At 34.4% G+C, this 25,163-nt stretch carries 15 protein-coding genes and 1 pseudogene; 9 read left to right on the top strand and 7 right to left on the bottom strand.

Annotated elements, in window-relative coordinates; genetic code table 11:
* Window positions 1–513 precede the first annotated feature (513 nt).
* Complete coding sequence (gene gshAB, locus NML69_RS03050; protein ID WP_254725270.1) at window positions 514–2,778, top strand: bifunctional glutamate--cysteine ligase GshA/glutathione synthetase GshB; 2,265 nt, start codon at window positions 514–516, stop codon at window positions 2,776–2,778.
* A 120-nt stretch (window positions 2,779–2,898) separates the two neighbouring features.
* On the opposite strand, the pseudogene NML69_RS03045 reads toward gshAB, so the two are convergent.
* Window positions 2,899–3,282, bottom strand: a pseudogene (locus tag NML69_RS03045) (transposase); the annotation flags it as partial.
* Window positions 3,283–3,864: 582 nt separating this feature from the next.
* Here NML69_RS03045 and NML69_RS03040 point away from each other — a divergent pair.
* Window positions 3,865–4,227: a hypothetical protein gene (locus NML69_RS03040; RefSeq protein ID WP_254725269.1), complete on the top strand. Its 363-nt coding sequence runs from the start codon at window positions 3,865–3,867 to the stop codon at window positions 4,225–4,227.
* A 701-nt stretch (window positions 4,228–4,928) separates the two neighbouring features.
* On the opposite strand, the gene NML69_RS03035 is transcribed toward NML69_RS03040, so the two are convergent.
* Together NML69_RS03035 and NML69_RS03030 are read right to left on the bottom strand one after the other, a co-directional pair.
* The gene (locus tag NML69_RS03035) at window positions 4,929–6,494 is read right to left on the bottom strand and encodes an SIR2 family protein (RefSeq protein WP_254725268.1); all 1,566 of its coding nucleotides are present in this window, start codon (window positions 6,492–6,494) and stop codon (window positions 4,929–4,931) included.
* 1,053 nt (window positions 6,495–7,547) lie between these two features.
* The gene (locus tag NML69_RS03030) at window positions 7,548–7,931 is read right to left on the bottom strand and encodes a hypothetical protein (protein WP_254725267.1); all 384 of its coding nucleotides are present in this window, start codon (window positions 7,929–7,931) and stop codon (window positions 7,548–7,550) included.
* A 1,118-nt stretch (window positions 7,932–9,049) separates the two neighbouring features.
* On the opposite strand from NML69_RS03030, the gene NML69_RS03025 reads away from it, so the two are divergent.
* Entirely contained in the window at window positions 9,050–10,060 is a 1,011-nt protein-coding gene (locus tag NML69_RS03025) for a site-specific integrase (RefSeq protein WP_254725266.1), read from the top strand.
* A gap of 176 nt (window positions 10,061–10,236) precedes the next feature.
* Here the strand turns inward: NML69_RS03025 and NML69_RS03020 are convergent, their stop codons facing one another.
* The 4 genes from NML69_RS03020 to NML69_RS03005 form a co-directional block, all read right to left on the bottom strand.
* Complete coding sequence (locus NML69_RS03020; protein ID WP_254725265.1) at window positions 10,237–10,983, bottom strand: hypothetical protein; 747 nt, start codon at window positions 10,981–10,983, stop codon at window positions 10,237–10,239.
* A 17-nt stretch (window positions 10,984–11,000) separates the two neighbouring features.
* Window positions 11,001–11,642: a hypothetical protein gene (locus NML69_RS03015; protein ID WP_254725264.1), complete on the bottom strand. Its 642-nt coding sequence runs from the start codon at window positions 11,640–11,642 to the stop codon at window positions 11,001–11,003.
* Window positions 11,643–11,646: 4 nt separating this feature from the next.
* The gene (locus NML69_RS03010) at window positions 11,647–12,843 is read right to left on the bottom strand and encodes a hypothetical protein (RefSeq protein WP_254725263.1); all 1,197 of its coding nucleotides are present in this window, start codon (window positions 12,841–12,843) and stop codon (window positions 11,647–11,649) included.
* Between the two features lie 104 nt (window positions 12,844–12,947).
* Complete coding sequence (locus tag NML69_RS03005) at window positions 12,948–17,963, bottom strand: SEC10/PgrA surface exclusion domain-containing protein (RefSeq protein ID WP_254725262.1); 5,016 nt, start codon at window positions 17,961–17,963, stop codon at window positions 12,948–12,950.
* Window positions 17,964–18,145: 182 nt separating this feature from the next.
* Between NML69_RS03005 and NML69_RS03000 the strand changes: the two genes are divergently transcribed.
* From NML69_RS03000 to NML69_RS02975, 6 genes are all read left to right on the top strand, one after another.
* A complete protein-coding gene (locus tag NML69_RS03000; RefSeq protein ID WP_125421594.1) occupies window positions 18,146–18,454 on the top strand; it encodes a helix-turn-helix domain-containing protein in 309 nt (102 codons plus the stop codon).
* Window positions 18,455–18,823: 369 nt separating this feature from the next.
* Window positions 18,824–20,275 carry a hypothetical protein gene (locus tag NML69_RS02995; RefSeq protein ID WP_254725261.1) on the top strand — a complete coding sequence of 484 codons (1,452 nt, stop codon included), beginning with the start codon at window positions 18,824–18,826 and terminating at the stop codon, window positions 20,273–20,275.
* Between the two features lie 263 nt (window positions 20,276–20,538).
* Complete coding sequence (locus NML69_RS02990) at window positions 20,539–20,733, top strand: DUF3173 domain-containing protein (protein WP_254725260.1); 195 nt, start codon at window positions 20,539–20,541, stop codon at window positions 20,731–20,733.
* Window positions 20,733–21,971, top strand: a complete 1,239-nt coding sequence (locus NML69_RS02985) for a site-specific integrase (RefSeq protein ID WP_254725259.1) — start codon at window positions 20,733–20,735, stop codon at window positions 21,969–21,971. Before NML69_RS02990 ends, NML69_RS02985 begins: the two co-directional genes overlap by 1 nt.
* 363 nt (window positions 21,972–22,334) lie before the next feature.
* A complete protein-coding gene (locus NML69_RS02980; protein WP_000447868.1) occupies window positions 22,335–23,108 on the top strand; it encodes an ABC transporter ATP-binding protein in 774 nt (257 codons plus the stop codon).
* Window positions 23,098–25,152: an FtsX-like permease family protein gene (locus NML69_RS02975; RefSeq protein WP_254725258.1), complete on the top strand. Its 2,055-nt coding sequence runs from the start codon at window positions 23,098–23,100 to the stop codon at window positions 25,150–25,152. Before NML69_RS02980 ends, NML69_RS02975 begins: the two co-directional genes overlap by 11 nt.
* The last annotated feature ends 11 nt before the right edge of the window (window positions 25,153–25,163 follow it).

The raw sequence follows: 25,163 nt of genomic DNA, 5'->3' as shown, positions 1-25,163 counted from the left end.
GAAGTGAAATGGTTGATTTAACAGCATTTTCAGTTATTATAAAAGGTTAAAAATAAATCAAAATTGATTGATTCCCCACCAAAAATCCCACCAGAAATAATCTGATGGGATTTTTTTATATTAAATTTTATTCTTCTATTATTTGATGCTTTACTAGCTTTCTTAAGACCTGGTTTGGAAAGTATGAGTTTCAGTTGGACTAAAAATAGCGTAATATCAAGGTTTTTATGAACGATATTTACTGATTGATTTCATAAAATTTGAATCAATATTTCTTAAATAGGGGAATAGTTCGGTTCTGTAAGTATTAATATAATACACCTACAAAGCTTATTATATCAGATTTTCCCCAGTTTTAGAAAAATAGGTAGAGAAAAAAACAACTCTAAAACCTGCTCATTTTTCACAAACTTGCGTTAAATGTTGGTAAATCATAGCCGTACGTAGCAGAAATTTGTTTTTTGTTCCTATTTATAATAGACTAACACTAACATTAGATGAAAAGGTGACTCTATGACTATAAATCAACTGCTTCAAAAGCTGGAGCCTACTAGCCCTATCCTTCAAGCTAACTTTGGAATTGAACGCGAAAGTCTTCGTGTCGATAGACAGGGAAAATTAGCACATACGCCTCACCCTTCCTGCCTAGGAGCTCGAAGTTTCCACCCTTATATTCAAACAGATTTTTGTGAGTTTCAGATGGAACTCATCACACCAGTTGCTAAATCTACCACTGAGGCTCGTCGATTTCTTGGAGCCATTACCGATGTAGCTGGACGTTCCATCAGTAAAGATGAACTTCTCTGGCCCTTGTCCATGCCTCCTCGTATCAACGCCCAGGAAATCCAAGTTGCCCAACTGGAAAATGAATTTGAACGCCATTATCGTAACTACCTGGCCGAAAAATACGGAACTAAACTACAAGCTATCTCAGGTATCCACTATAATATGGAACTAGGGAAAGATTTGGTTGAGGCCCTATTCCAAGAAAGTGACCAGATTGATATAATTGCTTTCAAAAATGCCCTCTATCTTAAGCTGGCTCAGAACTATTTGCGCTATCGTTGGGTGATCACCTATCTCTTTGGTGCTGCACCTGTTGCTGAGCAAGGCTTCTTCGACCAAGAAGTGCCAGAACTCGTGCGTTCCTTCCGAAACAGCGACCATGGTTATGTCAATAAGGAAGAAATACAAGTATCTTTTGCAAGCCTAGAAGACTATGTCTCTGCCATCGAAAACTATATCGAACAAGGTGATTTGATTGCGGAAAAGGAATTTTACTCGGCTGTTCGTTTCCGTGGACAAAAGGTTAATCGCTCCTTCCTTGACAAGGGAATCACCTACCTAGAATTCCGTAACTTCGACCTCAACCCCTTTGAGCGTATCGGTATTAGCCAAACTACCATGGATACCGTACACCTACTCCTTCTAGCCTTCCTCTGGCTGGATGCCCCTGAAAATGTTGATCAGGCTCTGGCTCAAGGTCACGCGCTGAATGAAAAAATTGCCCTCTCTCATCCTTTAGAACCTCTACCTTCTGAAGCTGAAACTCAGAACATTACGACAGCTCTAGACCAACTGGTGCAACATTTTGGACTTGGTGACTATCATCAAGGTCTGGTCAAACAAGTTAAAGATGCCTTTGCAGATTCCAGTCAGACACTAGCTGCTCAACTTCTTCCTCATATCAAAGACAAGTCCCTTTCTGACTTTGCCCTTGACAAGGCGCTTGCCTATCATGATTACGACTGGACTGCCCACTATGCCCTTAAGGGTTATGAGGAGATGGAACTTTCTACCCAGATGCTGCTCTTTGATGCCATTCAAAAAGGGCTTCATTTTGAAATCCTAGATGAGCAGGATCAATTCCTTAAACTCTGGCATAAAGATCATGTTGAGTACGTCAAAAATGGTAACATGACCTCAAAAGACAACTATGTAGTTCCTCTTGCCATGGCTAATAAAACCGTGACCAAAAAAATCCTGGCTAATGCTGGCTTCCCTGTCCCTGCCGGCGACGAATTTACCAGTCTAGAACAAGGTCTAGCCTACTATCCTCTTATCAAGGGCAAGCAAATTGTGGTTAAACCAAAATCAACCAACTTCGGTCTGGGCATTTCCATTTTCCAAGAGCCTGCCAGCCTTGATAACTATAAGAAAGCTCTCGAGATTGCCTTTGCAGAAGATACAGCTGTCCTGGTTGAAGAATTTATCCCAGGAACCGAATACCGTTTCTTTATCTTGGATGGGCGTTGTGAGGCTGTCCTCCTTCGTGTCGCTGCCAATGTTGTCGGTGATGGCAAACACACCATTCGTGAATTAGTCGCTCAGAAAAATGCCAACCCATTGCGAGGACGTGATCACCGGTCACCGTTGGAAATCATTGAGCTAGGAGACATCGAACAATTGATGTTGACTCAGCAAGGTTATGCACCTGATGATATTCTCCCAGAAGGGAAAAAGGTCAATCTCCGCCGTAACTCCAACATCTCTACGGGTGGTGACTCTATTGATGTCACTGAGACAATAGATTCCTCTTACCAAGAATTGGCAGCAGCTATGGCAACTAGCATGGGGGCCTGGGCTTGTGGGGTTGACCTCATCATTCCAGATAGAACTCAGCCTGCTAGCAAGGAAAAACCTCATTGCACTTGTATCGAGCTCAACTTCAATCCCTCTATGTATATTCACACCTATTGTGCTGAAGGTCCTGGACAAGCTATCACTCCAAAAATCCTAGACAAGCTTTTTCCAGAAGTTGCCACAAGTCAAACCTAAAACCTAACTCTTAGGAACAAACAAATCACCTTTATCTCGATGATATGATACCTCTTAAGTAGACAAGGTAAATACCTAAAATCTACGGCTCTTTGTCAACTATAGTGGGTTGAAGAAAGGCTAAGCTCGAGAAAGGACAAATTCCGTCCTTTCTTTTTTGATATTCAGAGCGATGAAAATTCGATTCTTGAAGTTTTCAAAGTTCCGAAAACCAAAGGCATTACGTTTGATAAGTTTGATGAGATTATTAGTCGCTTCCAATTTTGCGTTGGAATAGGATAACTGAAGGGCATTGATGATTTTTCCTTTGTCCTTTAGAAATGTTTTAAAGACAGTCTGAAAAAGAGAATGAACCTTCTTTATATTGTCTTCAATGAGTCCAAAAAATTTCTCTGGTTCCTTATTCTGAAAGTGAAAAAGCAAGAGCTGATAGAGATTATAGAACTATTTCAAGTCTTCTGAATAGCTCAAAAGCTTGTCTAGGATTTCTTTATTGCCTAAATTTTCAAATTAAGTTAGACTTTTCAAGTAACTCAGAAAAACTTGGTAGGGTGATTGAAATAGTTCTATATGGTAATTCATAGACTACCCTCTGTTCAACTATTCCCCCTTCATCTGTAACAAAAAAAATATTTCTCATGATGTCGCCAAATATGTTGTCCATAACCTTTTATTTCCTCAAACTTACTAACTTCTTCCCAGCCTAGTTTACTATATTCCCTGTATGTTCTCCGATCTTTTCACTAATAACTTACATTACACCTTCAGGAATATCTCCTGTTGATCATTGTAACTATCTAGTTGACTGTTATACCAAACCCTGGAATTCTGTCAATATCTTCTTTTCCCTATTTTGATTTATTTCTCAGCTATATGGTATATTAGGATACTTTGAATTCACCTTAAACAAAAAAATGCACAAGTTAATTACAACCTGCACATCTTTTTAATTTTATATTTAAAAGAGACTATAAATCAACTTTCCGAAAAATTTATATTTTCTCGAAAGATGTTTAATAATAGCTAACAACATCTATATTATACTTGTGATATTTATTTGGTATAATGTTGAAATGAGGAAGTAAGATGAAAAAAATAATTGCATTAATATTGGTATCTATGTCTGTATTTTTGCTAATGGCCTGCTCTAAGCAATCAAATAACTCCTTAGATGGAGAATATTACTGGATAAACGAAAATAGAAATGAAGTAGCTTTTGTTATATCTGGGGATACGGGAATCATTAAACATGGAGAGGCTGAAGGATTTACTATAGATAAAGAAAAATCAACCATTCAATTATTGGGAGAAAATATCATTAAACTTACAAAAAGTTATACTTATAAAGATGATGTATTTACTGTAGATAGCTCAGGTATGAAACACGACTACTATAAAAAAGATAGCAAGGCTTATCAAGAAGCTTTAAAAAAGTATGGCTATCAATAATATGCTCGAAAACTATAGAAAACTATGCTTATCATAAGAACACTATGCTAGAGTGTTCTTTTTTATATCAGTAATATATTTTAAAATACTTGTTTATAATCTGTATACACAATTCAGAGTTGTTTTTAATCATTTGAAAATTTTTAAAGTGATTATATAATTTCTTTTGATTTGATATGACCATGAAAAATACAAAAGAAAATAACATCCAAAGATCCTTATGGCATATCAATCGCCATTGTAACAATATAGGAAGTAATACTGAATATCATGATAGAAAAATAGAACTATTCTATTTGAAAGAAAGTATGGACAATCTTATCAGGATTTTTAATAATGAAAAAACCTATCCAAATTTAGATAGGGAATAAGTATTTTAACAAAAAGAAAATTAATCATTCTAAAATAGCATTTAAGAAAAAACTCTAAATAATTGCATTAGAACTTTTAAAAAATAATGTTTTTGTATACCTTAGAATTGCATTACTTTAGCATATTCAAGTTGGTACTATACATCCTAAAAATAACAGATTACTTTTCAGATAATTCTTTTTTTCAAGTTATCAATTTAATTTCCTTTACTTTTTTTTTGAAAAGTAGTATTATGGTTAATAGATAAAAACAGTTACACCCCTGTAATGCCTGTTTATCAACCCAACCAAAACCCCTCATTGGTCACCACCTTTGTTGGGGCTTTTTTTTTATTCGGATATATAATGATCAAATATTTTCAATAATTTACGAAACTCTGTTGTAAGTGATTCCGAAACTTCAAGTGTTTCTACTATATAATTTTTTATTTCCTCCGTATCAAATTTATCTAAATGACTAGCTATATAAGTGATTCTTTGTTGTTTAGGAATTGTTGTCATTGCCATTACATCTTTAACTGTTTGACAACTATGAAAACTTTCCAGATGTGTCTGAGATACCCTTAGGGACTCCTTAGTAGCTAAATAATTAAACTCTTTTTCTTTATCAAGTTTTTTCTTTAAATTTATTGCTTGCCTTGTCTCTTTATTACGTTCGATAAACTCTTCAATATTTTTTAGATATTTTCTAATAGGAAAATTAGAATTTGAAGGTTGTTGTGCAATAAATCCTAAAATAATTTCTAATGGCATTTCGCTTTTTTCTTTAAAATATTCTCTTGAATAGGTCAAAATATCAGGGAATTTATAAATATAATGTCCATCACCGAATGCCACCACAATATTTTTTTCTCTAATTTCCTTGTCAGAAAGCGTAGATAAATCAAGATAGGATGTTAATACTGTTTTCAACTCCTTATCTTCACCTTTTATCTCTATAATTTTTCTAAAGGCTCTTTCAAACTTAGAAATCTCAGAAGGAAGAAAACCCTGATCAATGCTAGAAACTATTCTATAAATTTCTATAAAATTATCTGTTCTGAGTTGTGTATAATGTATGGATAAATCAGATATTTCTGAAATAAGCTCTATGATATCCTCTTCATCTGGGACATACTCTATTACACCTATTTTTTCAGAAGCTTCTTGTATATTATATGGACTATTACGAGCAAAATCTGTTAGTAATTTTCTAATATTTTCGTCTGTTAAAGAATATCCTAAAAATAGTATAGGAGCTTCTACAAGATTTGACAGTATTTTTGCATTAATAATTGAAGATTTTTCTCCATTACTATTATAATCCTTACTAGTGATGGAGATACTATTAGGTTCTGTTATTGACCCATGGATTTTATATAGTTCTCCATAATCAGAAGATTTTGAAAATAGCCCTTTATTTCCAACATTCACTTTTATACCAGTATTAGTATTCTTTAGACAATCTTCAATAAAATTATCATAATTGGTCGTGATTATAATTCTAGCCTTAGACAGCATCTTTGAAAATTCAATAATTTCATCTTCAAATCCTTCTCTATGGTCTAAATTTTTAAATTTTTGTGCGATTAACTCTTTGAACGGAGAAATCCTTTTTTCATGCGCTTCTTTTAAACTTAATTCTGGTAATGAAATCTTTTTGCTCCAAAAAGCTTTATTAATTTCATCCTCAAGATAATCAGCTAAACGAAGATAAACATCAAACCCATTATTATATTCAACTCCTAATTCATGAACTTTAGTATAAAAGTCATCCTCATCGAATAATTCCATCCAAATATCTTTGAGTAATCCTTCCCAAGTGGGGGAATTTTTAAAATATCGCTGTGTAATTCCAGAACCTATAAATATTATTGGAAATTGGTTTTTTTCTTTAATTGTTTCCAAAAATGTCATAACATATACCTCCTATTTCAAACGCTATCTGATTCCTTCTCTATTAAACGAAACATCTCATATAGTAACTTTGAAAACCATATCTCATTTGCTAGTTAAACTTTTTTAAATTTGTTCTCGGTTTCATCTTTGAGACTCATCACCTTAGTTTAATATTGTATAAATGGTGTCACTTTTATTATATCACTTTTATAAAACATTAAAAGTTAGAAGTAGCTGTTCTCTTTTACAGTCTTTTAAAAGAGGACACTCTTTACTGAAGATATTATACTTCGAGTAAGATATTATCATTTAAGAATAAATCTGACCCTTCTCCTATCTTCCTCCCTTTTTATAGATCACTTTCTTCTATTGATTCATGAATCGTCCTCACATAAGTAGTAAAAGTAATTCTGCTTTTCTCCTCGCCTTATTATCTGAAATTTTTATGTTTTCTTGATAGTAAGCCTCTATCATTACAAGCTCGTTTGTGGTAAGATGAGTATAGGTCATTTATGTTAGTTCCTTTCAGACAAATGTGGTGTTTATCTGAGCCTAATATAGATGGCTTTTTCTGTCTAGCTTTATTTTACAAATTGGGAACAATAAACCAATGTTTTAAAAAAACTATTGGAAGTGTTTTTTGTGCGCTCTCGAATCTTCAATAAAATAGGAAAAAAGGCTAACAAAAGAAGTATTGTTGGCCTTTTTTCGTGTCTAATTTTAATAATCAATACCGTTTATAAGAAGGAGGTTTGTATCTATGAAAGAAGATTAAGATATTCTTTCTCCATTATTTTAAGTTTGACCCACTACTAAAGACGGATTGAGACATGTAAAATTCATTGTTCCTCCGTCAGCTTATACGGCCAATGTTTTTTTATTTCTTTTCGTCGTTCAAAGTTACCTATGAAAAGGACAAGAAAATGTCAAAAATTATTAATAGGTGAACAAAAAAGTGGATCGTTGTCCACTTTTTTTGATTATATTTGAAATCGACCCGAAATATGTAAGCAGAGCTACTCACTCTAACAGCCAATTATTGAAAAATAATCGTTATACGTATGAATCCTATCAGATATCACCTGATTTTAACATTTTATATTCTTCAACCATTTCCCAGAGAGTTAAATTGGTTAAGAACCATGTAAATGTATACCACTCATCATAGATGAACAATTCAACTAACATATCAATTGCATATTTCAAATTCGTAAACTCTTCCATCTCTTTAATCTCGTAATACATCCTACAATGACTATAGTGATAAATAACCAATCGCAATGTATTGTCAATAAAATCAAACTTTAACTCCTCCCCTTCACGAGATAAAGCTAGATAAAAGTCGTCTTCATTAATAATATAATCAGTTGTAAAAGTAATTTCCTCGCCATTTTCAATTTCGATATTTACAGTCTCTAAAATTTTTTTAGATAAATACTCTTTATAAACCTTCATATTTTTTTCTCCTTTTGTTGTTTATTGAGTTTAAAAATAAATTGAATGATACCAATGTCTGGAGGGCCAAGTTCATATACTAGGCCTGTAATAAAAAAAAAACATATGCTCATACATATGTAACCTCCTTTTTTCTCTCTGTATATAGTATGCCATTTTTTCCAAATTATAAAAATAAAAAATTAAAAAAACTGATAAAGGTATTGTTTACTTCTCAATTTTTTTGTACTAATACCTCTTTCTCTCATTCCTCAGTTTTTTTGCAATTCTAATTTTTCTGTGTGTTTAGCGTTGACAGAAACGTATGTGTAAGTCACGCTAAACACACAGTACTAGGTAAAAGTGAATAACGTAAAAAAATCTTATCCTGATTTTTTTATTTTAAAATTTATGGCATACTAATAATATGTAGATAATTGATTAAGTAGAGACGTAACTAATATAGCTACGTTTTTTATGTTTGAAAGGAGGTAGCTATCGTGGAAACAGTAGGTTTAAGCTGGGTTAGGAAAGAACCAGTTTTATATTTCATTAACTAAAAAAAAATAAATGTATAGATAATAAAAGAGATGTCAATAGCATTTTAAAAAAGATTTTTTGATCGTAACAACGTAAAGAATAAAAGTAAAAAAACGAAAGTAAATAACAAAAATCAATTTTTGTATTTCATTAACTAAAAAAATAAATGTATAGATAATAAAAGAAATGTCAATGGCAGTTTAAAAAATATTTTTGATCATAACAAAGTAAAAAATAAAAGTATAAAAACGAAAGTAAATAACGAAAGTCTCAAAATAGAATACAAAAACTAGCTTAACTCAGTCGCTAAATTCAGAGCATTTAAACCTGAAAAAGACTAACAAGAAAGAACAACAGATTTTTATCTGCAAGATGGAACTCTACATCTTATTTGAATTGAGTCAACTTGTCATGTTGTAAAATGACTTGGTTATCTTCTTAGCCATCAATTAAGAAGCGCCCTCAGCAAAGGGAAGATACTACATCAGTGAATATAAGCTTAAGTCACTGCACTACTTCAACTTGAATTAAAAAGACCTTAAAAATTTTCTTAAGTTCTTCTTTAACAGTACACAATCTACAATAGAAAGGAAAGAACTATGGCAAAGAAGAGACGTAGTCGTGCTGATCGACGAGAAGCTAAAGAGAAAGCTAAGAAACAACAGATAGATTCTCTAACTACTTTCGAAGGCCGTAAACAATTCGTCCAATCAAAAGGACTAACTAATCTAGTCACGCGCTTTAAAAAAGGAAAGGGTATCAAGCGAAATGAATCCAAAAAAACGGGAGAGGACATTCATTTAATCCATACCGATCGAACTCTTCATAACTACGCTGGTTCCTGGAGCAGATTTGCTTCCTTTGTTGCCTCAATAACTACTGCCGAAGATTTAGAAGCTCTTGATAAATCTAACGATACTGAGGGATGGATTGACTTAGTGAATCAATACTTAGAACATTGTAAGAAATTAGGGCTTTCTGCTCCAACCCAGTCAACCTATAAAGCAGCATTAGCTAAAGTTTTAGGAGTACCTTCTACCGCTTTTATTGCAACGGATATTCGATATCGAGCCGACAAAAAGAATAATCGTTTGAAGTCTAATGACGACAGGATGTCTGAAGAAACAAATAATCGCTGGTTCTCAATCGTATCTGCCACTGGGTTACGTAAAAATGAATTAAAAGCAATTACTGGAGACTCCCTCTACCAACGTGAGGATGGCCAATATTATCTTAAAATCATTGGTAAAAAGCATAAAACAAAAGGAGCACGAGACCGTTGGGTTCCGATTATTACACGAGACAAAGAAGAATTAGAGAGGCTTGTTGAAGAATTTAGACTAGCTGGTAAAAAGCGTGTGTTTCAAGTTCCATCTGCTTTAAAACCTCATAAATATCGTGCTGAATACGCAAAACGTCTTTATCTTCTTGTCGCGCGAGATCCAAAAGACATCAAAGATAAAAAAGAAAAAATTTATCTACGAGGCGAATTAAAAGGTGTTGTCCTTGATCGAAAGGCTTGTTTAATTGTATCACGTGCTCTCGGACACAATCGACCAGAAGAATTTCAAAAGTCCTACGCATATAAGTTAATCTCACAAGCAAACTAAGTAACTTTTTTAAAGATTATTATTTTTTTATCGTAAAAAAATAGTTCTATAACTTCTACACTTGATAAATTAAATGTAGAAATTATAGAACTTTTTATTTCAAACAAAATGATTCATATAAACATAATACAATACTTTAAGAAATCTCTTATAAAATACCTATTTAAAGGAAAAACTTAAGTATTTTTATTCTTTTTTAGAAATGTGATAATAACAACTACGGATAATAAAACGATTGAAACTATAAAAATAATGATTTGCATTTCATTGGATAGTATTTTGCTACTATAATCGCGTCCATCAGTTTTATCAACTTCTTCTATGTTTTCGTTACTCTCTTTTAGATCCGTTTCTTTACTTGTTGTATTTTCTGTAGATTCTTTCTCTGTAGTAGACTTATGTTCTTTATTGGAACTGAACATACCAGTCTGAGTTCCTATAGCTTCCTGATATAACTTGTCCAGTTCATCATTAGTATAATTTCCCTTTAAGTAGCTTCCATCTTTTCTCTGAAAATCAACTAGACCATAGTAAGTAGATATAAATTTTTTATCTCCCTCTATAACAACAAAACAAGGTTTCTCACGTACTGAAGGATTCTTTATAACTTTTTTAACCATATATGTTGCCTTTAGTTGCGTTATTGACCTAGCAACTAACCCTTCACCGTATACTCTCATTTTATATTCGCCTAGTGGAACATTAGTCTCTTGAACCCAATTATTATCTTTATTGATTTTTAGAGTTTTTACGACTTCTTCTGTATCTGGTTTTACTAAAAGTACTGTAATCTCTTGCGTGTAATTTTCTTGAACAATTGCCTGCACTACCACAGGGCCAGTTTCGTCCGCGTATACATTAGAAATATTGATAGCAAAGAATATACTTAAAAAGGTTATGAACATCTTCAAAAAAAATTTCATTCTGTTAATCTTTCTCTTTATTCGAAATTTCTCAATTGTTCTATAGAAATATCAATTTTATGTATTTCTTCAATTAGTTCTGCAAAAGGATCATCCAACCTAGTTTCTCTACTATTGTAATATGCATTACCTAATGCCAGGAGAAGTTTTTCACGTTTCTTATTCTCTGTATAAATCTGTGTATTTACTTGTAACGATTTAGTTAATTCCTTGGTCTTTTTCCCAGCTATAGAACTAACTGTGAAGAACTTTTCTGAAACATCTGATATAAAAGAATTCATCGTGCTAGAATTATTAACTCTAGAACCACAAGAAACACAGTAATCGCTTGTTCTAAAATTTGGTTTACCACATTTAACACAAAAAATCTTATCTTCTTCTATTTCTTTTTTATGTTCTTGCACATTTTCCTCGTTAACAGTGATATTTTCAGAATTAGTTTTCTCTAAATCTTTTTTATCCAGATAAGTTTCGGATAACTTTATCTCACTATCTAGTTCTTCCACCAATAGGGGAGAAGATTCGACATTATTAACCTCTATATCTTTACTATTTTCTACATTAAACTCATGATTCTTCTTTGCTTCAATAAACTCTGCCGGACTTGGCTTTCTATTGTATTTCTCTTCAAACTGAGATAGCCATTCTTCTTTATTCATAACCTTACACCCCTGTATATCTTACATTATAATTATTTTGTAAAATACTAATTCGTTTATCTTTTGACGGGTATCCTAACTCACAAAATCCTTTAGCCAATGACCCATCTTGTTCAGATATGTTATCGATATAATAACAATGAATTTCGCCACATCCAATCGTAGCCATATACTGGTCTGAAAGATATACATCACGTTTTACAACCGATTTTACAAACATTAAAAAGAAACTTATTAATGCAACTATTAATATTATAGAACCATAAAATAGAATAGCTCCCTCTTTTGCTTCTGAACTTCCTGACCAAAATGAGTTTCTGCTGTCTCCATAATTTTTTTTAAAGCCTCCAAATAGTGTTGTTATTAATAAAATTAGTAAAACAAAAATTAAAATAAAATTTGAACCAACTAATACAGGTAAAAGATTTGGAGCCATATTATGGATTCGATGGAGCTCAAACATAATTTTTGGTTCTAAAAAATATGGATTTTCCAGTAAACTATCAGTAACGATAATTTTGTTCATTCCTATAGCGTAAGCAGCAGGAACATCATTATGAATCATGCGAATTTCAATATTATTCGGTAAGTTTAAACCTTTTTGACGCGCCTTTTGAATAATCTCATTGACAGGCTGTTGAACTTTTTCTTGATAATCACTTCTTTCTATCCTCTTCGCTCCAATAATCCAACAAATTAATGATTGACCGGTATTTGATAATAAAAATACTGTAAATAATACAAATATTAGACCACCTAGTCCAAGAGAGTTGATTGATTCAAAAAATATTACTATAGCGAAATAAATTATAATTCCCCATCTTTGCGTATCAAAACAGTGTTTTAGATATCTAAATAAACTATTATTTTTAAATGTAGAGTATAAAACATTGTCATTTGTCTGTTTTGAAGCTTTTTTACAATTCATGCATCTTTCATCATTAACAGAATTCTTTGCTCCGCATGAACTACAAAAAGTATAATCATTACTGAACTCTTGTTTATCTTGTACATCTTCAACTCTTTGAGATAAATCTTCATCACTTCTCGTTTGAGAGTCAAATTGTGTAGATTCAAAAGAATTATCTATTTTTTCTGATTCTGTAATTTCTCCTTCCTGAAATCCAGCTTGAATCTCTTCTTCTGTTGGTACACGGTCATTAATTTCTGTAAATATTTCAATCCATTGCTCTTTATCCATCGTATACTCCTATTTTTATTATTAAATTAAAAGGCTGAAGTAGATTACCTTAAAAGGTTCTATTTCCTCCAGCCTATAAATATATTTATAGATTGCTCTTAATATTACTCACTTTTTCTCCGCAATTTTATTCCAAATAATCCCATGAACATAGCTCCTAAGCCAATCAAGAACAAACTATTCTCTGAACCTGTATTTGGTAAAGTTGTATTAACACCATATCTAGGTTTATTTCCAACATAGATATAAGCTGGATTACTTAGAGCAGTTCTAAGTTTGTCTGTTAGCAGTTTATGTTCTATATTCTCTACTTTAGAATCATGTCTATGATTCAATGATTCTTGAGGTTTATTATATGCCTTCTGATAAGCAAGTAGAACAGCCTCATACTGAGCTTTGGCATCCAATTGGTTTTGGAGGAGAGCGTTTAGTTTCGCTTGTTCTGCTTCAAGAGTTTGAAGAGCTAGGCGGTGAGTCTCAAGAGCTTTTTCATACTCATCTTTTGCAACTTCGTAGTTTTCAGAAGCGTGGATGAGGCTATCAAGAAGAACTTCCATCTCTTTAATACTGTCTTCAATTTTAGCAATTTCTGCACGAACAGCTTTTTCTTGAGCTTTCAAGTCGTCTAGTTGAGCTTGAATAGTTGCTAGAACTTTTTCCTCTTGAGCTTGTTTTGCTTTGAGATTTTCAAGAGTTTTTTCTTCTTGTGCAAGTTCAGCTTGCGCATTGTCCAAAGCTTCTTGTTTAGTCTTTACATCAGCAGTTAGATTTTTAACTGCCAATTTAGCATCTGACAAGAGTTTTTCTGCAAGAGACTCAGCTTCAAGAGCTTGGTCATAAGCTTTTTGAGCATCAGGAGTTAAGTCCTTAGTTGCCTCCAACTCTGCAATCACTTTGCGAGTAGCTGTAAGCTCATCCTCAGCTTTTTGATAAGTAGCTTGTGCGACTTCCAATTCAACTTGTGTCGCTTTCGCAAGAGCTTCAGCTTCTTCAAGTTTTTGAATAGCATCTGCCAAAGCTTGGCGTTTTTCTTGCAATCCTGCGTTTAGGTTCTTAACGGCAGTTTCCGCATTTTCCAAGCGAGTTTGAGCAGCTTTGTATTCTACTGTTGCATGGTCAAATTTAGCTTGTGCATCAGGAGTCAAATCCTTAATAGCAAGGAGTGAAGTAAGAGTGTTTTGGATGTTTGAAAGCGTACTTGTTGCTTTAGTGTGTGCTTTTTCTGCGTTAGCTTTCTTAGTTTGAGCAGTATCGTTAGCTTTTTCAGCGTCTTTCAAAATTTGAACGGCATCTGCCAAAGCTTGGCGTTTCACTGCAAGGTCAGCGTTTAGGTTGTTGACGGCAGTTTTCGCATTTTCCAAACGAGTTTTAGCTGTATTGTAGGCTAGTTCTGCTTGGTCAAATGTAGCTTGAGCTTCAGGAGTCAACTCTTTAATCGCATTTGCTTTATAAAGAGCATCTTTTGCGGCATCAAGTGCTTTAGAAGCATTGTTCTTAACAGAAGTTGCTTCTTTGAGAGTAGCTTGTGCATCCTTGTCAGTTTGTTCCGCTTGGCGCAATTCTGACTTAGCTGTGTTGAGAGCATCACTATTTATGTTGATCTCGTTATTAAGGTCAGTCAATGCTTTTTCAGCTCTTGCAAGTCGTTTTTCAGCGGCTTGATGTTCTGCTTTAGCAGTATCAAACTTAGCTTGAGCATCAGGAGTCAAGTCTTTAATGGCATTTGTACGTTTGATAGCATCTTTAATGCTATTTAGTTTATCAAGAGCATTGTTATGTTCAGTAGTTGCTTTTTCAAGACTTTTTTGTGCAACTTTATTTGCGACAGTTGCTTTAAATAAAGCTTTTTCTGCTTCTTTGTGAGTAGCACGCTTAGTTTCAATTTCTTTTGTAAGATTTTTATAAGCAGTGCTTGCGTTTGTATTGCGCAATTCAGCTTGGCTTAATTCTGACTTAGCAGTATTAAGAACACGCTCTGCATTAGGAGTCAAATCTTGTGTATTCAACAAGGTGTTGAGACGACTTGTAGTTGTTTCAAGTTCAGATTTTGCAGTAGCATCTGCATCTTTAGCAGCACTTAAACGACGTTGGGCGTTGTTGTGAGTGGCAAGGGCAGAAGTTTGAGTTCTCTTAGCTTGCGCCAAGTCTTCTTCCATCTTGCTGGTGTCAAATGGAGTTGGAAGTGGTTTGGCAATACCGTTTTGGTAATATTCATCCACATAAGTTTCTGTTTTTTGACCTGTTTCTGGGTCTCGTTCGATGATAATACGAGCGTTTTTCCCTGCAAATTTAACGAAGTGCATCCGACCTGTGTTATCTTTCGTGTAGCTAATGTTACCACCAACTGCACTTTGGATGGTTGGCTGAACACGCCCCACCATTCCTTTCATGTGCCCAAAATTAGCATGAATATCATTTGTCATAAACGCAAGAACCGAATCATAAACCTCACGGTAAAGTTGAGACATGGTTGCTTTATGAGTTTTTTCAGTATCAGGAGCTTTTTCTAAAGGAGAAGTGCTACTCAATGTGTTTGTGTAGTTCATTACTTCGCCATTATATTTAACAGCTTCTACTCCGTGGTTGTTTAAAGCTGTGTGGCTATGTCCGCTGTTGTAAGGTTTGTTTTCATTGGCATAGTTCTTGGCAATGTTTTTAATTCCTTGAACAGACTCTTTAGTAACGATGAAGTTATGTGTTCCCCAAATTTGGTCTTGGAGGTTATTTGCAAGAAGAGCGTAATAATGACTTAGAGCTTGAATTTGCTCATCTGTTGGATTATCAAGATTTACAACTGTGTCGTCGATTGGTAAGACAATATTTTTATTTGTCCAACCTTTAAAGATATGTTGTTGCAACTCTTGAGACCATTCGAATTGACGGCTTCCAAAATCATACTTGCCACCCTTGTACCATGCTTGAATAGCGTTATTCAAAGCGTGTTTGTTCGCTTCACTAGCATCATTCAAATAGGTCTTATAAGCCGCAATGACATTTTGTGGCAATTGAGGAATGGTCAGGTTCTTAATGGCAGCGATTTGTTTCTCAAGAGTATCAACAGCTTTATCCGCTTCATTCTTCGCATTTTCAGCGTTTTCAGCGGCAGTTGTTGCATCAGTTAGTTCTTGAGTCGTTTCACGAACAGTATCTTCTTGTTGACCTTTGAGAGTGCGTAACTCTTGGATGTCAGAACGTTTTTGAGCATCTGTGCTTTTCGCATCTTCTAACTTGCGTTCAGCATCCTCTTTTTTGGTTTGCTTAGTTGCTAAATCAGTTTTGGCATCGTCACGTTCGTTTGTAACACCTTCCAAGCGACTTTCAGATGAAGCAAGACTGTCTTTTGCCTCTTTTTCATCTGCGATAGCTTGTGTTAGCTTCGTTGAAGCAAGATTTGCGCCACCTTGGGCTTTTGTTTTAGCTTTTTTAGTTGTAGCTTCTTCATCTTCAGCTTGAGTTTTTGCTTCATTTAACAATTCAAGTTGTTCAGCTTTTTGAGCATCTGCACGTTTAGCATCTGCCAAAGTACCAGTAGCGCTTGCAAGAGTTGCTTCTTTCGCTTTTAGGTCAACTTTAGCATCATTAAGTTCTTTTGTAACGCCAGCCACTTTTCCTTTAGAAGCATCCAAAGTTTCCTGAGCTGTTTTTTCAGCTTTTTTCTTATTCTTCAAATCATCAGAAGCTTGGTTTGCGGCAGTTTGAGCATCAAGCAAGTCGCTTTCTGCTTGTTTAAATGTAGCAGTAGTTTGGTTTAGCTTAGTTGTAGCCTCAGCAATTTTTTCTGCACGTTTAGCATCCGCACGTTTAGCATTGTCCAAGTTTGTAGTAGCATCTTCAAACTCTGATTTTTTAGTTACTAAGTCAGACTTGGCATTGTTACGCTCATCTAGGATGGCTTTTGTGCCAGTTCCATCAAGAACAGCTTGGGCGTTGTCCTTGTTTTGTTGGGCTACACCAAGTTTAGAAGAAGTTTCATTTGCTTCATCAGTCGCATCTTGAAGATTTTTTGCAGTAGAAGCGCTTGTGCGTTCGGCATCTGCTTTCGCTTCATCTAACTCAGCAATATCCTCCGCCTTTTTAGCGTCAGTCTTTTTAGCATCATCTAAAACTTTAGTAGCGTCTGCAAGAGTCGCTTCTTTAGTCGCCAAATCAGCTTTTGCGTTTTTACGCTCATCTAAGATAGCTGTTGTTCCTGTTCCGTCAAGAACAGCTTGGGCGTTATCCTTGTTTTGTTGAGCGACATTACGTTTAGATGTAGCTTCGTTGTTAGCTTTAGTTGCGTTTGAAAGAGCATCAGTCGCTTTGTCAAAAGCATTCTTTTGTCCTACTTCAAGCTCTTTTGCATCATCCAGTTTGCGAGCTTTTTTTGCATCCGCATCTTGTGATTGTTCAAGAGCTTTCTTAGCATCTTTCACGATAGCTTTTTTAGTTTCTAGGTCTTTCTTAGCATCTTTTTCTTCTTTGATAACCTTCTCAGCGCCAGTTCCATTTAGGACATCTTGAGCGTTCTGAACTTTCTTTTCTGCACCAGAAACCTTTTTAGCTTGATTGTTTGTAGCTTCCGTAGCATCCTTAACAACAGCTTCTTGTGCATTTTTCTTTCCTTGCACCTGATTTTGTTGCTCTTTCAAAGAATCAATTTTTTCTGTGTGTGTCGTTACTTCTTTCTTAGAAGCGCCAATCGCACTTTTTGTTCCTTCAATCGCTTCAGGAGTTGCAGCCTTTTTCTTTTGTTCAGCTTGTTCAAGAGCTTGTTTAGCACTATCTTCTGCCCCAGCAGTTGCAGTTTCTTGTTTCTTAGCTTCTTCAACAACAGGAGTTTGAGCTTCAACAGCTTGGTCAGCTTGTTCTTTAATTGTTTTCGCTTCTTCAACAACAGCTTCAATTGGAGTTTTGGTCACAAGAGCAGTTCCATTTGAAACTTCAACACCCTCAACTTGAGGGATGGATGTTGTAGGCGAATTTTGTACATGTTTTTCTTCAGCTACTGTATTGTCCGTTGATGTTACATCAACTTGTTCATCTGCTTGTACAGATAGTGTTGAAAAACTTGTTAAAGCAACTCCTGCCGCCAGAGCAAGGGGTATTTTTTTCTTATTATTTTTACTTGTTTTTGAATTCATTTTTGCCCACATAAAATTTGAAGCGTATCTGCCCCAAATCCAAGCCCTTCATATAATATTATAAACGCCCTTATTATACCATTTTTGTTAACTATTGTAAATAAAATAACGTTATAAAAATACTATTGTTTATATAAAAATCAACAAAAAATATATACAATTATTAAAAGGAGAATTTTAGAATGAAAATTGGAGAATTAGTCAGAGAATATCGACTAAGTAAAAAGCTAACTCAGCAAGAGCTTGCCGAAAAAAGTGATCTTAGCTTGCCTTTTATTAATTTAATTGAAAACAATAGAAGAAACTTATCTGTCGATACTCTACTAAAAATTTTATCTGCCATGGATATAGATCCTTCTGATTTTTTTAGACCGCTTTCTGAAACTTCAGATGATAATCTTCAACTTTTGATTGAAAAAATCCAACTCAATAAAAATCGTACTGAAATTATTGATCTTTTTCTCAACATCCTAAATTTAAATGAAGAATAAAAAAATTTTTTTTTAAAATAAATAAAGTAGATAAAAACTTACTTTTCCTTCAAAACCTTGTCACATCAATAAAAGATCGTACTGAAAGTATTGTTTTTTTCTTAACATTCTTGTTCTAAACTAAAAAAATTAAATTAGGTAAGAACCTAATTTTTTTCTTCAAAACCTTGTTACGACGCGTTTTTTAAGCACTCATAATTGAGTGTTTTTTTTGTTTTTAAAAAAAATTCCATTTTTTTTTTTACAGGCGTTTTTGGAAAGATTTATGGCATACTAACCAATATAAGAAAGAAGGAGGTTTAATTTTAAAGAAAGTTACATTTTAGAAGTACATCTTCATTACAGATTTAACAACAAGGAGGAATATACATGGTAAGAAGACCTAAAAGAAATAAACGAGGTGGTAAAGTAGTCAAGAGACCTCCCTTATCTCGTGAAGAAATAGAAGAAAAGGAAAGACAAAAGGAAGATAGAGAACTTAGGAAGAAAGAATTACTGGAATCACAGAAACAAAATGAAAATTTTATAAAATCTTGTTTCTCAATTGGTCCAGCTTACTGGGGTATTGATAACTGTATAGTCTCAATTCTTAACCCAAAAGTAACCTATGATCCTAACGTTTTTGATGAACAAATATTTAAAGACACAGCTTCTATAGATTACAACTCACAAGGAGAATTAATTAAGATCACAATTCAATCAGTAGATTTAGGAAAAGTAACAATTAGCTTAAAAGAAGTAGGTTACAGAAAGAAGTATATTGCAATTCAACTTAACGGTCCTTCTCCTAATTTTCAAACTACAGGCATTGAGGGGATTAAATTAAGATTAAAAGAAGTATTACATAAATTAGAAAAAGATTATAAGATTAAGATTAAATATAATCCGGATTATGTTAGGTTTAAGAAAATTGAATTAGCATTCACAATTGCTTTTGATAAATTACCATCTTTACAAACTCGTCAATTATTAATAAGCTCACTTGCAGATGAAACGAATAAAGATTTAAAAAACCATAGAACAAGTAAAAATGCAGATAAGTTTTCGATGGTATCGATTGAGATTAATAAGAAAGAAAAACACATCTTTTATAACAAAATTGAGAAAGCAAAAAAGAACAAACAAGTCCGTAAAACAAATTCATCGTTAAAGAATTTAGAGATCTTTAGATATGAAGTCGAATTAACTGGCAGTAAGATAGCTGAGCAATTATACTCCCATTACTTATCAGAATTAACTGATGAAATGATTATTCAATATTTAGAGATTTTAATATCTGATGGTGTCTTTCGATATATAGAAATAATCATAAAAGCAACTATAAATTGTGAAAAGATGTTAAAGAAAATTTATAAGAAATCTAATCCACAACTTTATACAACGGAACTTTTATTATTTATTAATGATCAGTTATCAAATACCACAGTATCAGATTTAATTGATGAAGATATCATTGCATTTCTTCCAATAGGATTTTTAAAAACAAATAAGGGTGAAACTAAAAGAAGAATCCTAAAAAGGTTCCAATACCAAGAAGTAAATACTGGAAAAAAACATGAATTAGGAAAAATGACAAGTTGGCTAGTTCTAGAAATAATAAGGGTCATGTTCCACTCACTAGAAGAAGCCAAAAAATATGGTTTAGGCACTCGTAGAAATCCTTCAACAACTTTTTATAAAACTTTTCCACTAAAAACATACTCTTTAGAAAAACGAAATAAAATTTTCAATGAAACAATTACAGAAAATACAAAAGAAAAAATTGAAGATAAAATGTTGAACCGAATCTTAAAGAGATTTAGAGATGGAATAAAAATTTAGCAGTTATTTTAATAACAATTTTATTTTTCAGTGTCAAAAAACGTTGATATATCAAGGGCATATATAAATATGTACCGCAACTACTATTCGAATATTTTCAAAAGGATAAGGATATGAAAGTTATTTTAAGTAAAAATAAAAAAGAGCTTGTTTCCAAACTTTGGTCGGTGTCAGAAACAAACTCAAAATATACTAGTAATAATATCTATTACCTTCTTCTATTATCGCAATAAAATTTAGAAATTTCAAGAGGATTATTAATTATGAAACAAACAATGAACAAAGAAGATTTAATTAAAATGGGTTACAATCCCTATACTGCCGTTACAATTATTAGACAAGCTAAGCAAATTATGGTACAAAAGGGATATGCCTTTTATAATAATCGACGTTTAGGGCATGTCCCTATCGTTGCTGTTGAAGAAATTCTGGGTGTTTCACTTCACAAGGAGGAATAATGCCACAAAATCAACAGAAAACTAAATTTCCTGGAGTCTATACTGACAAAAACGGAAAATTTTTTATTCAAACCGAATTTGGTATAGATAGAGTAACCGGGAAACGTGTACGAAAGAAATCAAGGAAAGATCAACACGGAAATCCATTTAATTCAGCTTCAGAAGCATATAAGGAATTAACTCGACTGAAATATGAATATCATCAATCTCAAGGTTATTCTAACTACCGGATGAAATATCGGCAATTTATGGAGGAACATTACATTCCTTATTATAGAACAACAGTTGAGCACAGCACATTTTCAGTTCGTGAGAAAAACCTTTTACAGCTTTGTGATCGTTTTGGTGACATTACACTTCGTTCGATTACCCTCGAACAAGTCCAGAAGTTTCGAACATGGTTACTGACTAGTCAAGATGAGGATGGTGCCGGATATTCACAAGGATATGCTAGCCTCATCTTTGGCATGTTTAGGAAATCATTGGACTATGCTTTGCAAATGGGATATGTGGAAAAAAACATTTCTAAGCAATCTAATGCAATTCCTAAAGGGAAAAGTAATGTCCCATATTGGACTAAGAGCGAATTTGAAGCTGTTGTTTCGCAAATTTACATTGAAGATGTATATGAACATTTAAACTTCGTGATGATTTGGGTATATTTCATGACTGGCGTACGTGTAAATGAAGGTTGTGCCCTTCAATGGAATGATGTTGACTTTGATAAGCAACGCTTACGAGTTCATCATATGCTTATTGTTAAAAACAAAAAAGAATGGACTCGTCATTCTTATTCGAAAACGAAAGACGGAAGAAGGATGATTAGTTTAGATAAAGATACAATTGATGTGTTAAAAAAATGGCGTGAAGCTCAAAAAAAGATTGGACTAGGACACGAGAACGATCTTATCTTTTCATACGATGGCTTGCCTATGCTAAAATCTACAATCTCAAGGATTATTAAAAGGTACGCCAAGATTGCTCACGTAAAGCCTATCCAAGCGAAAGGTCTACGTCACAGTCACGCTTCCCTTCTAATTAATGAATTAAATGCTACTGTACTTATTCTATCAAAACGTTTAGGACACTCTTCTCCTGAAATCACATTGAAACATTACTCACATCTATGGGATGGCGCTGATGAAGTTATCACTAATGAAATGGTCGGAATTATTAATGTTTCTTTCCCATCTTCTAGCTTAGTACATTTCAACGGGAACCAATCAATTTCAAAATAACATTCCCACCAAAAACCCCACCAAAGAATTACTAACTCCTTAAAAAGCCTATTATATAGCGATTCTCAAGGAGTCTGCAACCGTTGAGTGGGAGTAGAGTTAATGAGCTAAACAAGCCTAGAAATCAATGTTTCTAAGGCTTTTTCTTTCATATTTTCAAAATCAGAAATTTTTGTAATATGGAAAGTCCTTGAGCTTCAACTCCCCTTTTTAAATCCCTAAAATCATGCTATAATATAGTAAGTATAAGTCCAATAAACTGACCATAGAAGTCAACGATAAAGATTTCTTACATCATCCGTAAGTGTTATTCTACTCTGATTCATACTATAATGAAAGTAACAAAAGATGGAGGTGTTTCACATGGAAACAATTTTACGAGTAGAATCATTAAAAAAGCATTATGGAAAAGAGCCGAATATCACCAAGGCCTTAAACGGCATATCTTTTCAAGTTGTAAAAGGTGAGTTCTTAGGAATTATGGGGAGTAGCGGTTCTGGGAAAACAACCCTTCTTAACTGTCTCGCCACAATCATCAAGCCAACTGACGGCTCTATTCAAATGCAAGAAAAAGATTTAGGTCAGTTAAAAGGGAGCCAATTAGCAGATTATAGAGGCAAGGAAATTGGCTATCTCTTCCAGAATTTTGAGCTTTTGGACAATCTTACAGCCAAAGAAAATATTTTACTCCCCTTGTCTTTACACAAGGTCGATGCCGACGAAAGCAAGGTTCGGTTAGAATTACTTTCCCAATATCTGGATATTTCTGAACTTCTGGATAAGTTCCCTTCTCAATTATCAGGTGGTCAACGGCAAAGGGTAGCTGCTGCGCGCGCCTTAATTTTAGACCCTAAGATTGTATTTGCAGACGAGCCCACAGGGGCTTTGGATTCAAAAAATGCGACCATTTTGATGCAAAAATTATCCGAAATGAATCAAGTGGAAGAAACCACCATTCTCATGGTGACCCACGATTCCGTCGCAGCCAGCTTTTGCAACCGCATCTTGTTTATCCAAGACGGAAAACTATTCCATGAAATCCGTCGCGATTATCCAAGAGAAAGTCAAGAAGACTTCTACCACAGAATACTAAAGGTCATGGCAGCCCTAGCTGGAGGTGATGGCAATGTTTTCTAAATTAGTCTCAAGAAATAGCAAGAGAGATCGAAAAAATAATGGCTTGTACTTCAGTTCCATGGTTCTTTCTATTATCTCCTTTTACATCATCCTTTCTTTGTCCCATCAAGATGTGATAATCTTTCTAAAACAAATAGAAAGTGACGCTGTAAACAAACTCTTTAGCATGATTCCTATTCTTTATGTAGCAACGCTCTTTATTCTCTTTTTTCTAGTCTATTTCGCAAGCAGTATGCAGATGGAAAGGAGAAAACATGAATTTGGTGTCTATCTCACACTGGGAATGCGAAGAAGCAAACTGTTCTTGCTACTCCTGCTCGAGGATTTGAGAAACAGTGTCCTTGCCCTTGGAATAGGCCTTCCAATTTCTATCTTGATTTCAGAACTAATCAGCCTAATAACCGCTAAAATTGTGGGACTAGGGATTATTGAACATCAATTTTCTCTATCTACCACAGCTCTACTCTATACAGTCATCGGCTTCCTAGCCGTAAAATTAGCTGTTTTTGTCCTTTTAAGTGCAAAGACTGCCAATATGGAAATCGGAAACCTGTTATCCTATTCTCCTTCTGGTATGAAGAAACTACTTCCCAAGGGGATGTACCTTCTTGCTTCCGTCCTCGGAATTTTGCTTCTAGGAACAGCCTATTACTTGGGGATGAGTAGACGAGCTTGGGAAAGTGTCATAACCATGGGCATCACTGTTCTCCTGGGAACTCTAGGAACTATCCTACTCTTCTTTGGTATGCGTTTGTTTATAGACTTTTTGGTCAAGCTTGGAAACAATCGAAAACTTCATGCCTATAATTTTAGACAGATTCAGGAATTAGTTATCCAGCGCTCAACTATACTGGCCATCTGCTCCCTCTTAATCTTCTCTGCCTTGTGCCTCTTTGGAGCAGGTGTTGCTATTTCAAGTGGCAATTCAGGTAATCAAACCCACGTATTGGATTATACATTTAGAGATAGCAAACAGGATACAGATGAAAATCTTGATGTGAACACAGTTAAAAAAGAGCTTGAAGCTGCTGGACTGGCATCACAGTTTTCAAAGATTTTGCAAATCAAAATCGGCAAACCGAAAGAACACGAGTCCGTGTCCTTCGAAGAGATCATCAAGGAGTTGAAAAAACAAAAAGGCAGCAAGAACAAGGAAATTTTGCTCCAAAGATTTAAACAGTCTACTACTTCCCACCTCATACCAGTTTCCGAATACAATGAACTTAGAAAGGCTGCCAATCTCCCTCCTCTAGAATTAACTAGTAAGGAAGCTTACTTGTATGTGGGGAAAGATTTTCTCCCAGATGAGAGTCTTGTCAACTCTGTCCTAAAGACAAACCCTCAAATCAAAGTCATGGGAAATGATGTAAAATTGATTGGAGAGGTGGAGTCTTTACCGATTGTAACGGATCGTGAAATCACCCTCTCTGTTGCCCTCATAGTCCCAGATGAAGTCTTTATGAACTATACAGACGGTCGCTACTCGAACTATGTCAGCGGTATCTTGGCTCCTGAGTTGGTCAAGGAAAAAGGCCTGATGAGAGCTATCTCAGATACCAATGAAAAGCTGAATCAAACCTCTCTTGGTTATGAAAGCTATATACAAAATATGGGAAGACAATTATTTTACATTATCTCTGCCAGCTATATCACTATCTATCTGGCTATCATCTTCCTTGTTGTCGCTAATACAATCATTGGCGTTCAGTTTTTGATGGGACAAAGACAATCCTACAGACGATACCAAACCTTGATCCATCTCGGAGCCAACTACGAAACTCTTTGTAAATCGTCAGAAAAGCAAATCAACTGGTATTTCGGTCTACCAATAACCCTTGCACTTATCAGTAGTAGCTTCGGAGTGAGCTCCCTCCTCACAGGAATAGTACCCGCTAGCGCAAGAATGGTCATGGGGCAGAAGTTTATCATAGCCATGCTGATAGTACTGCTCTTAGCTGGATTTGAAGTCATCTATATCAGAATTGTAAAGAAAAATAGCAACAAGTACTTATTGTCCTTAATGGAACCCAAAAGAGATGAATAAGGTAGAATAAA

It is taken from the genome of Streptococcus sp. CF8-6 (assembly GCF_024295845.1).
GTDB lineage: Bacteria > Bacillota > Bacilli > Lactobacillales > Streptococcaceae > Streptococcus > Streptococcus oralis_BO.
The sequence above is the reverse complement of the archived record's forward strand: the minus strand, read 5'-3'. Positions and strand labels throughout refer to the sequence as shown.

Excerpts from the sequence above, each read along its gene's own strand:
- gshAB (WP_254725270.1), top strand. The coding sequence starts at position 514 with ATGACTATAAATCAACTGCTTCAAAAGCTGGAGCCTACTAGCCCTATC.
- NML69_RS03040 (WP_254725269.1), top strand. The coding sequence starts at position 3,865 with ATGAAAAAAATAATTGCATTAATATTGGTATCTATGTCTGTATTTTTG.
- NML69_RS03035 (WP_254725268.1), bottom strand. The coding sequence starts at position 6,494 with ATGACATTTTTGGAAACAATTAAAGAAAAAAACCAATTTCCAATAATA.
- NML69_RS03030 (WP_254725267.1), bottom strand. The coding sequence starts at position 7,931 with ATGAAGGTTTATAAAGAGTATTTATCTAAAAAAATTTTAGAGACTGTA.
- NML69_RS03025 (WP_254725266.1), top strand. The coding sequence starts at position 9,050 with ATGGCAAAGAAGAGACGTAGTCGTGCTGATCGACGAGAAGCTAAAGAG.
- NML69_RS03020 (WP_254725265.1), bottom strand. The coding sequence starts at position 10,983 with ATGAAATTTTTTTTGAAGATGTTCATAACCTTTTTAAGTATATTCTTT.
- NML69_RS03015 (WP_254725264.1), bottom strand. The coding sequence starts at position 11,642 with ATGAATAAAGAAGAATGGCTATCTCAGTTTGAAGAGAAATACAATAGA.
- NML69_RS03010 (WP_254725263.1), bottom strand. The coding sequence starts at position 12,843 with ATGGATAAAGAGCAATGGATTGAAATATTTACAGAAATTAATGACCGT.
- NML69_RS03005 (WP_254725262.1), bottom strand. The coding sequence starts at position 17,963 with ATGAATTCAAAAACAAGTAAAAATAATAAGAAAAAAATACCCCTTGCT.
- NML69_RS03000 (WP_125421594.1), top strand. The coding sequence starts at position 18,146 with ATGAAAATTGGAGAATTAGTCAGAGAATATCGACTAAGTAAAAAGCTA.
- NML69_RS02995 (WP_254725261.1), top strand. The coding sequence starts at position 18,824 with ATGGTAAGAAGACCTAAAAGAAATAAACGAGGTGGTAAAGTAGTCAAG.
- NML69_RS02990 (WP_254725260.1), top strand. The coding sequence starts at position 20,539 with ATGAAACAAACAATGAACAAAGAAGATTTAATTAAAATGGGTTACAAT.
- NML69_RS02985 (WP_254725259.1), top strand. The coding sequence starts at position 20,733 with ATGCCACAAAATCAACAGAAAACTAAATTTCCTGGAGTCTATACTGAC.
- NML69_RS02980 (WP_000447868.1), top strand. The coding sequence starts at position 22,335 with ATGGAAACAATTTTACGAGTAGAATCATTAAAAAAGCATTATGGAAAA.
- NML69_RS02975 (WP_254725258.1), top strand. The coding sequence starts at position 23,098 with ATGTTTTCTAAATTAGTCTCAAGAAATAGCAAGAGAGATCGAAAAAAT.